Raw genomic sequence first — 13,366 nt, forward strand, 5'->3', positions numbered from 1 at the left:
CCTGTCGGAAAGCGGTCTCCGCTTTGCGCTGGTGCGGCCATTCGGGCCGGGTCATATCTGGCGCTCCCCCTTCCGAACTCCCACATGAAGTAAAGGCTTGTTGCGGTACACACGCGAACCGAGGGAGCGGGTGGACATGGACGGCTCGGTTCAACTGGAAAGGCGTTACGGCGCCACGAACTATGCGCCGCTGCCGGTGACGATCGTGCGCGGCAAAGGCGTCTACCTCTGGGATGACGGCGGGCGGCGCTACGTTGACATGATGGGCGCTTATTCAGCCGCAAGCTTCGGACATTCCCATCCCCGATTGGTGCAGGCGCTCACCGACCAGGCGCGGCAACTGGACACGGTTTCGCGCGCTTATTTCACCGATCGTCTCGGAGCCTTTCTCGCCCGCGCCTGTAGTCTGACCGGGATGGATCTGGCGCTGCCGATGAACAGCGGCGCCGAGGCCGTGGAGACGGCGCTGAAAGCCGCGCGCAAATGGGCCTACAAGGTCAAGGGCGTGCCGGATGGCCTCGCCGAGATCATTGTGTGTGACGGTAATTTTCACGGCCGCACCATCGCCATCGTCGGCTTCTCGTCGGTGGCGCAGTATCGCGACGGATTCGGGCCGTTTCCGCCCGGTTTCAGGTCGGTGCCGTTCGGCGACGCGGCGGCGCTTCGGGCCGCGATCACGCCGAACACCGCGGCTTTCCTGGTCGAGCCGATCCAGGGCGAGGGCGGCATCATCGTGCCGCCGCAGGGATACCTCGCCGAGGTCGCGCGAGTTTGCCGGGAGCACGACGTCCTGTTGATCTGCGACGAGATCCAGTCCGGCCTCGGCCGCACCGGGCGGCTGCTGGCCTGCCAGCACGACGGCGTGAGGCCGGATGCGGTGACGCTGGGGAAGGCGTTGGGCGGCGGACTTCTGCCGGTGTCGCTGTTTCTGGCGCGGCGTGAGGTGATGCAGGTGTTCAGTCCCGGCGACCATGGCAGCACCTTCGGCGGTAATCCGATCGCGGCCGCGGTCGGACTCGCCGCGCTTGATACGCTGATCGAGGAGGGACTGGTCGAGCGATCCGCGCGCCTTGGCTCGCATCTGCTTGCACGGCTCCGCGCGATCGAAAATCCCGTCATCCGCGGGGTACGAGGTCGCGGGTTGTTCGCCGGCGTCGAGCTGGATCGCGATTCAGCCAGCGCCGCCACGGTCGCGACAAAGCTGTTGCAGGCGGGCGTGCTGACCAAGGACACTCACCGCAACACCATTCGTTTTGCGCCTCCGCTGATTATCGAGGAAGCTCAGATCGACTGGGTGACGGATCGGGTCGCTGAAGTGCTGGACGAACTCGCGCGCGCGGACGCTCATCCCTGAGCTTCGTTTTAATCTCGAGATTCCCGTTTCTGATTGAACGCATTTTCGTCACGCGAAACGGATTCCATCCTCGGGTCAAGCCCGAGGACATGCTTCGCTTGAAAACGCTAGAGCATGATCCGATCAAGTTGAATCGGACCATGCTCTAGAAATAGTTGTCTGGTCGCATTTTCTTACGGCGAACCGGTATCCACTTCGCCGGAAAATGCTCTATATATCGAAGCGGACGCCCTGGGCGAGCGGAAGATCGCCGCCGTAGTTCACGGTGCTGGTGACGCGGCGCATATAGGCTTTCCAGGCGTCGGAGCCGGCCTCGCGGCCACCTCCCGTTTCCTTTTCGCCGCCGAACGCGCCGCCGATCTCGGCGCCGGAGGGGCCGATGTTCGCATTGACGATGCCGCAATCGGAGCCGGTCGCTGAGAGGAATCTTTCCACTTCGCGCATGTCGGTCGAGAAGATCGAGGACGATAGACCATGAGCGACCGCGTTGTGCTGCTCGATCGCGGCATCGAGGTCGGTATATTTCATGACATATAAAATCGGTGCGAAGGTCTCATGCAGCACGGGGCCGGTCTGCGCGGGCATCTCCACCAGCGTCGGCCGGACATAATACGCGTCCGGAAATTGCCGCTCATCGACACGTTCGCCGCCATGCACTTGCGCGCCGTGCGCTCGCGCTTCATCGAGCGCGCGCTGCATGGTCTCGAAAGCGGTGGCGTCGATCAGCGGACCGACCAGAACATCGTCGCTGGCAATCGGGTCGCCGATCCGCACCGAGGCATAGACGCGTTTCAGCTTTGCCATGAACGCGTCGTGGATGCTGTCATGAACGAACAACCGTCGCAGCGTGGTGCAACGCTGGCCGGCGGTGCCGATGGCGGCGAAGGCGATGGCCCGCAGCGCCAGGTCGAGGTTCGCCGAGGGGCAGACGATCGAGCCGTTGTTGCCGCCGAGTTCGAGGATGCTTCGCCCGAACCGCCGCGCAAGTTGCGTTCCGACCTCGCGGCCCATCGCGGTCGATCCGGTCGCGGAAACCAGCGGCACCCGTGGATCGCTGACCAGGGTTTCGCCGACATCGCGTCCGCCGATCAGCACGGTGGACAGGCCATCCGGGACGTCGCCCGCCCTGGCGGCGGCGCGTTCGAACAGCGCCTGCACCGCCAGCGCCGTCAGCGGGGTTTTCTCCGACGGCTTCCAGATCACCGGATTGCCGCAGACCAGCGCCAGCGCCGCGTTCCACGACCAAACCGCAACAGGAAAATTGAACGAGGTGATGATGCCGGTCGGACCGAGCGGATGCCATTGCTCCATCATGCGGTGATGGGGCCGTTCGCTGGCGATGGTGAGACCGTAAAGCTGTCGCGACAGCCCGACCGCGAAGTCGCAGATGTCGATCATCTCCTGCACCTCGCCACGGCCTTCCGGGACGATCTTGCCGGCTTCGATGGTGACCAGGCGGCCCAGCGCATCCTGGGCGCCGCGCAACTCTTGACCGAGCAGGCGAACCAGTTCGCCGCGCCGCGGTGGAGGCACCTCGCGCCATCGCCGAAATGCTGCTTCAGCCTGTGCGATGGTCTCGGTCGCATGCCGGGGGCTTGCATCCAAAACGTGCGCGATGGTCTCGCCGGTCAGAGGCGAGCGTACGGCGCGCGCGCCGCGCCGGCGATCGGACGAAACTCCGAGGTGATCGAGCAGGGATGAAACTTCGCTGGCGAGCACGGCGGCTTTCTCGAAAGTTTCCGTCGATGGTAACCCGTCGGTGGGCGTATGCCCTCGAATAACCCTTTGGACGGCTCGATCGTTCCGGCGGCAGGTTGCGGAGAGGCTACGACTTCGCCAGTTCCTGCGATCGCTTTGTCGCGGCGACGACCGCGCGTGTCATCAATTCTTTCATGCCCTGCTCGCCCATCAATATGTCGAGCGCCGCGGCCGTGGTGCCGCCGGGCGAGGTGACGTTCCGGCGCAATGTCGCGGCGTCGAGATCGGATCGATGCAGCAATTCGCCTGATCCGGCGACGGTCTCGCGGGCCAGCTTTGCGGCGAGATCGGCGGGCAGGCCCGCGCTGACCCCGGCGCGCGCTAACTCCTCGGCGAGCAGGAAGACATAGGCGGGTCCGGATCCCGAGACGGCCGTGACGGCGTCCATCAGCGCTTCGTCATCGATCCACTCCACCGCCCCCGTCGCGCGCAGCAGCGCGTCGGCCATGGCGCGCTGTTTGTCGTTCACGCTCGTCGCGGCGACCGCGACCGTGATGCCGCGTCCGATTGCGGCCGGTGTATTTGGCATCGCGCGGACGATGCTGCCGCCGCAGGCCATATCGAGCATGGCGATCGTCGTGCCTGCCATGATCGACACCACCAGGGTCGATGATCTCACCAGAAGCCGCAGCGCGGGAGCGGCGTCGCCAAAGGTCTGCGGCTTCACCGCGAGCACCAGCGCCGAGGCGTCGCTGATTTTCTCTGCCGCGGGGTTCAGGCGGATGCCCCTGTCGGCGAGCGGTCGGATGTCGTCGGACGGATACGGCTCGATCACGACGAGGCGCTTCGGATCAAGTCCGCGCGCGAGCCATCCTGTCAGCAGCGCGCTGCCCATCTTCCCCGCGCCGGCGAGAACGACGGCTCCAGAGATGTTTGCGAGAGACGTTCGTGATTCAACCATGACAGGATTCCGGGCTCAGCGAACAGACACCACACGATCGCTGGCATCAGCGTCATTGCCGGACTTGCTTCCGGCCATCCACGTCTTTACGCCTCACCAGCGGTGTCGAACATCGCGGCGGTCATCGCTTCGGGGGCGGATTTTCCGGCCCAGACCACGAACTGCAGCGCCGGATAGTAGCGCTCGCAAGCGTGGATCGCATTTGCCAGCATCTCCGCGCATTGTGCATTCGATGCTGTCAGCCCCTCAGGCAGAATAAGGGCGTGACGGTACATAATCGTCCCCGTGTGGGTCCAGATATCGAAATGGCCGATCCACAATTGCTCGTTGATCGCGGCGATCGCGCGCTGGGCCTCGTTGCGCCGGGCTATGGGAATTTTCATGTCGAAGGCGCAGGCGAGATGCAGCGCATCGATCTCGCCCATCCAGGTGAAGGTGAGCTGATAATCGGTCCAGTTGCCCTTCGAGACGATGGTGATCTCGTCTTCGCCTGAACGCTCGAACGCCCAATCGTTGGTGGCGGCGATGTCCTCGACCACTGCCAGCGGATTGTTCTTCGAATCAATAGCGCCTTCGAGCAACGGCATGCCGTCCCGATCCTTGCTTCTGCTTATGTTGATACGCACGCATAGAACGGCCGGTGCTGGCACGCGGCGGACATCGATCTTTCAGGCGATCCATCGCAACGCGCTGATCGGATGAGGATGATGTCCTGCGCGGATCAAGTGATGTGATTTGCGGAATCGGCGCAACGCCGCCTCGAGTCCGTCCACAGGCAAAGCGCGCGTCGTCCACAACTGATCGAAAAAGAAGATGGTTTGCGTGGTGAACAAGTGCACCAGGACTCGCGCCGTGCGAGTCCTGCGGTCGCGACTCGCCTGCCGCGAGTCCGGCAAGCATCCGATGAATGATAACCCTTCGACGATGGAGATCGGTATGCGCCTGGTTCGCCGCTGGCGCGCGACAATGAACTCGTCCGAAGTGTCTTCACGGGGAGCCGCCCCGAAATGTGTAATGGGGCACGCTGTATGTAGGGCGGCGCTCCGCGACAGCCGCGCGGGTCCGAAAAATACCGCCCAATTCCTTGTTATTTCGCGTGTTTACGGTTAGAACGCCGCCACGTCTCACGGCCCCCGCACCCCTGGAGGCTTGCCGGCGACGTGCAACGGGCCGCGATTGCGGCCTTTAACTTTTTGAAAAGCAAGGACTAATCGATGGCGACCGTCATGGAATTAAAGGCGACCGCGCGTCCGAAGAGCGGCAAGGGGGCCGCCCGGGCCGAGCGTCGTGCCGGCCGCGTGCCGGCCGTGATTTACGGAAACAAGCAGCCCCCGCAGCCGATCTCGGTCGAAGAGCCCGAATTGCGTCAGCGCATTCTGGCGGGCCGCTTTCTGACGACGATTTTCGACATCAATCTGGATGGCAAGAAGCACCGCGTGATTCCGCGCGACTTTTATCTCGATCCGGTCAAGGATTTTCCGATCCATGTCGACTTCATGCGGCTCGGCGAAGGCGCCACCATCCGCGTAAGCGTTCCGCTTCGTCTGCTGAAAGCGGACGTCGCGCCCGGCGTGAAGCGTGGCGGCACGGTCAATCTCGTGACCCACGCCATTGATGTCGAGTGCGCGGCTGAAGGCATTCCACAATTCATCGAGGCCGATGTCGGTGCGCTGGAAATCAGCCACTCGCTCCATCTGTCCGATCTTCAGCTGCCGCCCGGCGTGAAGCCGCTGGCTCGAGAGGACGTCACGCTGGTGACCATCGTGCCGCCGTCAGGCTATGCGGAAGAACTCAAGGCGGCAGCCGCGGCCGGCGCCGCGGCTCCTGCCGCGGGTGCGGCTCCCGCTGCTGCGACCGCCGGCGCAAAGGCGCCCGCGGGCGGTGGCGACAAGAAGAAGTAAGCGACAACCGATATCATGCGCCTGTTCGTCGGACTGGGAAATCCCGGCGCGAAGTACCAGGGAAATCGGCATAATATCGGGTTCATGGTCGTGGACGAGATCGCGCGGCGTCACGGTTTCGCACCGTGGCGCCGCCGCTTTCAGGGCGAAGCGTCCGAAGGCACGCTCGACAGCGAGCGCGTCATCCTGCTCAAGCCGGCGACCTACATGAACAACTCCGGCAACGCGGTTCAGGACGCCGTGCAGTTCTTCAAGCTGAAGGAAGCCGATGTCGTGGTGTTGCACGACGAGATCGAACTCCCGCCGGCCAAGGTTCGCGTCAAGGTCGGCGGCGGCATTGCCGGACACAACGGCCTGCGATCGATCTCGGCGCATATTGGCAACGACTATCGCCGCGTCCGGCTTGGCGTCGGTCACCCCGGCGTCAAGGAACTGGTGCATGCGCATGTGCTGAATGACTTCGCCAGAAGCGAACGTTCCTGGGTCGAGGCGCTGGTGGATACTGTCGCGGAGAACGCGGCGCTGCTCGTTGCCGCCAAAGACTCGGCGTTCCAGAACAAGGTGCATCTGGCGATGCAGGCGAAGGGATTTACGGATAGCGGCGGCGAAGAGAAGCCGAACTGATTTCTTCGCCGCGGGAAAGCTGGAGAATACGTCGTCATGGCCGGGTATAGCCGTTCGAAGAACGGCGTCGCTTTGCTCGCTTATTGTCCCGGCCATCCACGTCCTGGGTGCGCCAGTCAAGGGAAGACGTGAATACCCGGCGCATGGCCGGGCATGACGAAAATTGATGCTGAGGATGCAATGGGTTTCAAATGCGGTATCGTCGGGTTGCCCAACGTCGGCAAGTCGACCCTCTTTAACGCGCTGACGGAGACGGCGGCGGCGCAGGCGGCGAACTATCCATTCTGCACCATCGAGCCCAATGTCGGCGCCGTTGCGGTGCCGGATCCGCGCCTCGGCAGGCTCGCGGAGATCGCCAGATCGGCGCAGATCATTCCGACGCAACTGACGTTCGTTGACATCGCGGGGCTGGTGCGCGGCGCATCCAAGGGGGAGGGGCTCGGCAACCAGTTCCTTGCCAATATCCGCGAGGTCGATGCGGTCGCGCATGTGGTGCGCTGTTTCGAGGATTCCGACATCACCCACGTCGAGGGCAAGATCGCGCCGCTCGCGGACATCGAGACCATCGAGACCGAGCTTATGCTGGCAGATCTCGAAAGCCTCGAGAAGCGCGTCGATAATCTCTCGAAGAAGGCGAAAGGCAACGACAAGGAGGCCAGGGAGCAGCTTGATCTGGTCGAGCGCGCGCTCAACCTTCTGCGCGACGGCCAGCCGACGCGCGGCATGGAGCGCAAGCCGGAAGAAGAGCGCAATTTCCGGATGCTTGGACTCCTGACGTCAAAGCCGGTGCTCTACGTCTGCAACGTGGAGGAAAGCTCGGCGGCGGGCGGCAACGCTTTCTCGCAAGCCGTGTTCGACCATGCGGCGAAGGAAGGCGCGATCGCGGTCGTGATTTCCGCGAAAATCGAATCCGAGATCGCGACGCTGTCCCGCGACGAGCGCGCCGACTTCCTGGACACGCTGGGGCTGGAAGAAGCGGGCCTCGACCGCCTGATCCGTGCCGGCTACCGGCTGCTTGATCTCATCACCTATTTCACGGTCGGGCCGAAGGAAGCGCGTGCCTGGACCATCACCCGCGGCACCAGGGCGCCGGCCGCGGCGGGTGTTATTCACACCGACTTTGAAAAGGGTTTCATTCGCGCCGAGACCATCGCTTATGCCGACTATGCGGCGCTCGGTGGCGAAGCCGGCGCGCGCGATGCCGGCAAGCTGCGGCTGGAGGGGAAGGAATACGTCGTCGCCGACGGCGACGTCATGCATTTCCGGTTCAATACTTAGAGTTTTTCACCGCTTCATGGAAACGGTGAAAGACTCTGCCTTTATATTTTGAGGCGTTTTCTTCACGCGAACCGGATTCCACTTCGCTCGAAAACGCTATAGAGCATGATCCCGACCCGAAGGGCCGCGTCAGCGCAAAGTGGGAACCGGTTTTCGGATAGGATCATGCTCGATCAAAAAGTTAAGGATGTGAGCTACGGCCGTGTCGCGCCCTGATCGCGGATAGCGCCGAGATGTTCGTTGATACGAAATACGATCAGGATGGATTCAGCCGCAATCCGCGAAAACAGGATGCCGACGAGGACGCCGGCGACGTTCAGAAGTATCGTGATGAAGCCGCTGAAGGGGCTGACGGCCATCGAGGAGAGGCCCGCGAAGATGCCGGACAATCCGGACAGCACGATCAGCACGATGACCAGCCAATAGAATACCTTGATGATCGTGGGTGTGATGAAGCGATCCCACTGAAACAGATCCCGGATTTCAAACATTTGCTGTTTCCCTCGCGCGCCGCGCAGTCGTTCCGGCCGGCCTTGACCCCAAAAGATGGTCGGGTGACTGAGTTGCGGTATGCTGATGTACGGCTTGAGATTGCTGCAAATAGCGGCCACAATCGGGCGTCTTTCAACAGGTCGCGCCATGACCCTGACATTTGAAGATTTTCCGCTCGGCCGGTTCGGCACTTTCGGGCCGCGGCATGTCAGCCGTGACGAAATCATCGCATTCGCGTCCGAGTTCGATCCGCAGCCCATGCATCTCGATGAGGAGGCGGCGAAGCACACCATGCTGCGCGGGCTGGCAGGTTCGGGCTGGCATCTGTGTTCGCTCATGATGCGCATGATGTTCGACGGCTATATCGGACGGACCGCCTCGCTCGGCTCTCCGGGCGTTGATGAAGTCCGCTGGCTGTCACCGCTTCGGCCGGGCGACGATCTGATGCTGGAGGTCGATGTCGCCGCGGCGCGGGTGTCGCGCAGCCGTCCGGAAATGGGAATCGTGACTTTCGCGATGCGCATGCGCAATGCTTCCGGCCAGGTCTTGCTCGAGGCGGTGTCGCCGATCATGATCAGGCTCCGTACGGAGCGGGCGGCGCAGAACTGAACTCATGGGCTATTTCGAGGACATGGAAGTCGGGCTGCGCCGCGACCTCGGTTCGTTTACCTTCACCGGCGAACGCATCAAGACGTTCGCGTCGCAGTTCGACCCGCAGCCGTTTCACCTCGACGAGGACGAAGGCCGCAGATCACTGTTCGGCGGCCTGGCGGCTTCCGGCTGGCATGTCGCGTCGGTCTGGATGAAACTGATGGTTGCGGACAGTCGGCGTGAGGCGGTGGAAGCGGTCGCGCGCGGCGAAAAGCCGGGGATGTGGGGACCCTCGCCCGGATTTCGCGACATGCGCTGGCTGAAGCCGGTGCTGGCGGGCGATACGATCAGCTATGCCAGCGAAGTCGAGTCGCTGAGAGCTTCCGGCTCCCGTCCGGAATGGGGTGTCATGCAAGTGCGCAACACCGGTACGAACCAGCGCGGCGAACTGGTGTTTTCCTTTTTGGGGTCGGTTTTCGCGCCGCGCCGGCATCCGCGGGGTTAGGGCATTCTCAGGCGAAGTGGATGACCTGTTCGCCGCAAGAAACGCGACCAGACAATCATTTCCCGAGCATGGGCCGATTCAACCTGATCGGATCATGCTCAAAGGTGTTGCCCGATTGCACGATCTGCTGACCGATCGACGTAGTCCGGCGAGATTTCACTCGAAAACGAGCTTCCTTTAAGGGATTATGAACCGCCGGAAGGTCTTGTCGAGTCCTCGGAGCCCTCATCCGTTTCAGATGGGGATCAGAAGCGGGGCTCCATGATTTGATCGGACGGATTTTGATCTGGCGCGTTTTCGTCACGCGAAACGGTATCCATTCCTCGGGTTAACCCGAGGAGGACATGCTTCGCTGGAAAACGCTCTCTCGAAGATGCTCTCTCGAAGATGCTCTCTCGAAGATGCTCTATGAGGCAAGGGACGCTATGGCAGACCGCAACGGATTGAAGATCGTCGGCGCGCTGTTCGCGACGGTGATGCTGGTGGTTACGCTGGCAACCTGGACCGTGGTGAAGGGGTATGCCGACGGCGTCTATTCATTCGAGAGCGCAGCAGTCGCGCACATCGCCCCTCGCTGATCTCGCCTTAACGCGATCCGCTCAGCCGGTTTGGCCGAGTCTGGCTTCAAGCGCCGCGATGCGGGCTTTCAGCGCCTCATTGTCCTCGCGCGCAAGCCGCGCCATCTCCTTCACCGCCTCGAACTCCTCGCGCTTGACCACATCGAGATCGCTCAGGATCTTCTCGGCCTGATGGCGGACCACCGCGTCGACCTCGCGCTTGAATCCCTGAGCCACCCCGGCGGTATCGTTCATAAGCCGGCCGATCTCATCGAAAAACCGGTTGCTGGTCTGCGTCATCCTGCTGTCTCCGGTGGGCGGCAAGATCGCCACGTCACCGGAAGAGAATGGCGATCCCGGCGCGGCAGTTCAAGCCCGCCTGAGCGCCTGAGCCATCGCAAGCCTTGAATTGTCATAAGCCTTGCCTGGGCGGGATTTCCCTTGCAATCGTCACGGGACCGTTCGAGACCTGATGTCCGCGGCGAGCGCGGGCATGACGCCTGAAGATTCGCTTCTGATTGAATCAGAAGCGAATCTTCAGATTGTTGTTCTGACGCGTTTTCTTCACGCGAACAGGTCATCCATCCTCGGGTCCAGCCCGAGGACATGCTTCGCTCAAAAACGCTATAGATAGAACGAATCCGATGTTTCTTCTCATCACCTATCCCGTCTTTGATCCCGTCGCCATTTCGCTCGGTCCGATCGCGATCCGCTGGTATGCGCTGGCCTATATCGGCGGGATCATGCTCGGCTGGCTTTATGCGCGGGCCCTGCTCAGGAGCGAGAAGCTGTGGGGCGGCCCGGCGCCGATCTCGGTGGTGCAACTCGACGACTTCATCCTGTGGGTGACGATCGCCATCATCGTCGGCGGCCGCGTCGGCTATGTGCTGTTCTACAATCCGGATTACTTCATCCGCCATCCCGCCCAGATATTCCAGCTCTGGAACGGCGGCATGTCGTTTCACGGCGGCTTCATGGGCTGTGTCGCGGCGGTCATCCTGTTCTGCCGCAGGCATGGCCTGCCGATCCTGTCGCTCGGTGACGTTGCTACCGCGGTCGGGCCGATCGGCCTGTTTCTTGGCCGCATCGCCAATTTCATCAACAGCGAATTGTGGGGGCGTCCGGCTGACCCGAGCCTGCCCTGGGCCATGGTGTTTCCGAACGGCGGCCCGCTGCCGCGTCATCCGAGTCAGCTCTATGAGGCGGCGCTTGAGGGAATCCTGCTGTTCACGGTCCTCGCGCTGATGATCCGCCTCGGCGCGCTCAAGCGGCCGGGCCTTATTCTTGGCAGCTTCATCACGCTGTACGCGATGGCGCGGATCGTCGCCGAATTCTTCCGCGAGCCGGATCCGCAGCTCGGATTTCTGTGGGGCGGATTGACCATGGGAATGCTATTGTCGATACCGATGGTTATCATCGGACTTGGCATTGTCTACGCCGCCTGGTCCCGCGGCTCGCGGGCGTCAGATGCGCAAGCGATCCCGAATCCGGGCGCTTCAACCAAGGTCGATCGTGACTGAACCTTCTCCGCTGCTGACCGACATCAAGAAGTTGATCAAGACGTCCGGTCCGCTGCCGGTCTGGCGCTATATGCAGCTTTGCCTGACCCATCCCGAGCATGGCTACTATATCGCGCGCGATCCGCTGGGGCGCGAGGGGGATTTCGTCACCTCGCCCGAGGTCAGCCAGATGTTCGGCGAACTGCTCGGACTGTGGGCCGCGTCGGTGTGGCGCATGATGGGCTCTCCGGATCCGCTGCGGCTGATCGAGCTCGGCCCCGGCCGCGGCACCCTGATGGCGGATGCGCTGCGCGCGCTGCGGGTGCTGCCGCCGATGTATGAGTCGCTCAGCGTCCATATGGTCGAAATCAATCCGGTGCTGGTGGAGAAACAGATGGCGGCGCTGTCCGACGCGCCGAACATCGAATGGCACACGAGCCTTGACGAGGTTCCGCAAGGACCGGCGATCATTCTCGCCAACGAATATTTCGACGTGCTTCCGGTCCATCAGATGGTCAGGCGCGACGGCGGCTGGCACGAGCGCGTCGTCGACATCGACGGCAGCGGCCAGCTCGTGTTCGGCGTCAGCGCCGAGCCGACGCCGCGCTTTGATCTGCTGCTGCCGCCCCTGGTGCGCGCGGCGCCGGCCGGGGCCATTTTCGAGTGGCGTCCGGATGCCGGGATGATGTCCATCGCAACCCGTGTCCGCGATAACGGCGGCGCGGCGCTGATCATCGATTACGGCCATGTGCGCAGCGACGCCGGCGATACCTTTCAGGCTATCTCAAGACACAGCTTCGCCGATCCGCTGAAATATCCCGGCCGGGTGGACGTGACAGCCCATGTGGATTTCGAGGCGCTTGCCCGCGCCGCCGAGGATGTCGGGGCGCGTGTGCATGGGCCGGTGCAGCAAGGCGAATTTCTGCGCCGGCTTGGCATCGAGGCCCGCGCCGTCAACCTGATGGCGAAAGCAACGCCTGAATTATCCGATGACATCGCGACGGCGCTGAAGCGTCTGACCGAAGGTGGACGTGGCGGCATGGGGTCGATGTTCAAGGTGATCGGCGTGTCCGATCCCAGCCTCACCGTGCTGGTGGGACTGAGCGATCAGGCGCTTGGCGGTGGGATCAGGACGCCATGACGCTGGCATCCACCCTGCTTTCGACGGTTTCCGGGCTCCGGCACGCCTTTTTCACCCGCGAGGGCGGCGTTTCGCAAGGCATCTATGCAAGCCTGAATGCGGGTATCGGCTCGCAGGATGATCCTGCCCACGTCGCCGAGAACCGGCGGCGCATGGCCGAGGTGATGGAGGTTGAGCCGGCGAGCTTCCTGTCGCTCTACCAGGTCCACTCGCCCGACGCCGTGATCGCCGACCGGGCCTGGGATGTCGCATCGCGGCCACGCGCGGACGCCATCGTGACCCGAACGCCGGGACTTGCGATCGGCGTGACCGCGGCCGATTGCGGGCCGGTCCTGTTCGCCGATCCGCACGCCCGCGTCATCGGTGCGGCACACGCCGGCTCGAAGGGCGCGCTGGCGGGCGTGCTGGAACAGACCATCGATGCGATGGAAGCTCTCGGTGGCCGTCGCGGTGACATCGCCGCCGCGATCGGGCCGCTGATCCGCCAGCAAAGCTATGAGGTCGGCGCCGACTTCGTGACCCGTTTCACGGAAGCTGATCCGGGCCACGCGCGGTTCTTTATTCCGTCAAAGCACGACGGCCATGCCATGTTCGACCTCGGCGGCTTCATCCGGATGCGGCTTGAACGCGCCGGCGTGCGGACGATCGACGACACCGGCCTTGATACCTATTCCAGCGAGCGCTTCTTCAGCTACCGCCGCTCGGTGCATCGCAAGGAGCCGGATTTCGGCCGCCATGTCCACGCGATCGTGCTGGAGGCCGGCT

15 protein-coding genes are annotated in these 13,366 nt (G+C 63.0%); 10 read left to right on the forward strand and 5 right to left on the reverse strand.

Going from position 1 to position 13,366, the window contains the following annotated elements; translation table 11 throughout:
• Positions 1-136 precede the first annotated feature (136 nt).
• A complete protein-coding gene (rocD, locus tag NWI01_RS02280) occupies positions 137-1,354 on the forward strand; it encodes an ornithine--oxo-acid transaminase (RefSeq protein ID WP_141382315.1) in 1,218 nt (405 codons plus the stop codon).
• A 210-nt stretch (positions 1,355-1,564) separates the two neighbouring features.
• Here the strand turns inward: rocD and amaB are convergent, their stop codons facing one another.
• From amaB to NWI01_RS02295, 3 genes are all read right to left on the reverse strand, one after another.
• A complete protein-coding gene (gene amaB / locus NWI01_RS02285) occupies positions 1,565-3,073 on the reverse strand; it encodes an L-piperidine-6-carboxylate dehydrogenase (protein WP_141382317.1) in 1,509 nt (502 codons plus the stop codon).
• 106 nt (positions 3,074-3,179) lie between these two features.
• Positions 3,180-4,013 carry a pyrroline-5-carboxylate reductase gene (proC, locus tag NWI01_RS02290; RefSeq protein ID WP_141382319.1) on the reverse strand — a complete coding sequence of 278 codons (834 nt, stop codon included), beginning with the start codon at positions 4,011-4,013 and terminating at the stop codon, positions 3,180-3,182.
• Positions 4,014-4,099: 86 nt separating this feature from the next.
• Complete coding sequence (locus NWI01_RS02295; protein WP_141382321.1) at positions 4,100-4,600, reverse strand: YbjN domain-containing protein; 501 nt, start codon at positions 4,598-4,600, stop codon at positions 4,100-4,102.
• A 627-nt stretch (positions 4,601-5,227) separates the two neighbouring features.
• On the opposite strand from NWI01_RS02295, the gene NWI01_RS02300 reads away from it, so the two are divergent.
• The 3 genes from NWI01_RS02300 to ychF all read left to right on the forward strand — a co-directional run bounded on the left by NWI01_RS02300 (position 5,228) and on the right by ychF (position 7,816).
• Positions 5,228-5,914: a 50S ribosomal protein L25/general stress protein Ctc gene (locus NWI01_RS02300; RefSeq protein WP_141382323.1), complete on the forward strand. Its 687-nt coding sequence runs from the start codon at positions 5,228-5,230 to the stop codon at positions 5,912-5,914.
• A gap of 15 nt (positions 5,915-5,929) precedes the next feature.
• Entirely contained in the window at positions 5,930-6,538 is a 609-nt protein-coding gene (pth, locus tag NWI01_RS02305; protein ID WP_141382326.1) for an aminoacyl-tRNA hydrolase, read from the forward strand.
• Between the two features lie 180 nt (positions 6,539-6,718).
• Complete coding sequence (gene ychF, locus NWI01_RS02310) at positions 6,719-7,816, forward strand: redox-regulated ATPase YchF (protein ID WP_141382348.1); 1,098 nt, start codon at positions 6,719-6,721, stop codon at positions 7,814-7,816.
• Between the two features lie 194 nt (positions 7,817-8,010).
• On the opposite strand, the gene NWI01_RS02320 is transcribed toward ychF, so the two are convergent.
• Positions 8,011-8,307 carry a DUF4282 domain-containing protein gene (locus NWI01_RS02320; protein WP_141382328.1) on the reverse strand — a complete coding sequence of 99 codons (297 nt, stop codon included), beginning with the start codon at positions 8,305-8,307 and terminating at the stop codon, positions 8,011-8,013.
• A gap of 148 nt (positions 8,308-8,455) precedes the next feature.
• Between NWI01_RS02320 and NWI01_RS02325 the strand changes: the two genes are divergently transcribed.
• From NWI01_RS02325 to NWI01_RS18755, 3 genes are all read left to right on the forward strand, one after another.
• Positions 8,456-8,917 carry a MaoC family dehydratase gene (locus tag NWI01_RS02325; RefSeq protein WP_141382330.1) on the forward strand — a complete coding sequence of 154 codons (462 nt, stop codon included), beginning with the start codon at positions 8,456-8,458 and terminating at the stop codon, positions 8,915-8,917.
• A gap of 4 nt (positions 8,918-8,921) precedes the next feature.
• A complete protein-coding gene (locus NWI01_RS02330; RefSeq protein WP_141382332.1) occupies positions 8,922-9,404 on the forward strand; it encodes a MaoC family dehydratase in 483 nt (160 codons plus the stop codon).
• Between the two features lie 425 nt (positions 9,405-9,829).
• Positions 9,830-9,982 carry a hypothetical protein gene (locus NWI01_RS18755; RefSeq protein WP_181410342.1) on the forward strand — a complete coding sequence of 51 codons (153 nt, stop codon included), beginning with the start codon at positions 9,830-9,832 and terminating at the stop codon, positions 9,980-9,982.
• 21 nt (positions 9,983-10,003) lie between these two features.
• Here the strand turns inward: NWI01_RS18755 and NWI01_RS02340 are convergent, their stop codons facing one another.
• On the reverse strand, positions 10,004-10,261 hold the full coding sequence (locus tag NWI01_RS02340; protein ID WP_141382336.1) for an accessory factor UbiK family protein: 258 nt from the start codon (positions 10,259-10,261) through the stop codon (positions 10,004-10,006).
• A gap of 344 nt (positions 10,262-10,605) precedes the next feature.
• On the opposite strand from NWI01_RS02340, the gene lgt reads away from it, so the two are divergent.
• The 3 genes from lgt to pgeF form a co-directional block, all read left to right on the forward strand.
• The gene (gene lgt / locus NWI01_RS02345) at positions 10,606-11,481 is read left to right on the forward strand and encodes a prolipoprotein diacylglyceryl transferase (protein ID WP_141382338.1); all 876 of its coding nucleotides are present in this window, start codon (positions 10,606-10,608) and stop codon (positions 11,479-11,481) included.
• Positions 11,474-12,601: a class I SAM-dependent methyltransferase gene (locus tag NWI01_RS02350; RefSeq protein WP_141382340.1), complete on the forward strand. Its 1,128-nt coding sequence runs from the start codon at positions 11,474-11,476 to the stop codon at positions 12,599-12,601. Before lgt ends, NWI01_RS02350 begins: the two co-directional genes overlap by 8 nt.
• The coding region (gene pgeF / locus NWI01_RS02355) for a peptidoglycan editing factor PgeF (protein WP_141382342.1) at positions 12,598-13,366 on the forward strand (769 nt) is incomplete at its 3' end. The genes NWI01_RS02350 and pgeF, both read left to right, overlap by 4 nt.

It is taken from the genome of Nitrobacter winogradskyi (assembly GCF_006539545.1).
Taxonomy (GTDB): domain Bacteria; phylum Pseudomonadota; class Alphaproteobacteria; order Rhizobiales; family Xanthobacteraceae; genus Nitrobacter; species Nitrobacter winogradskyi_A.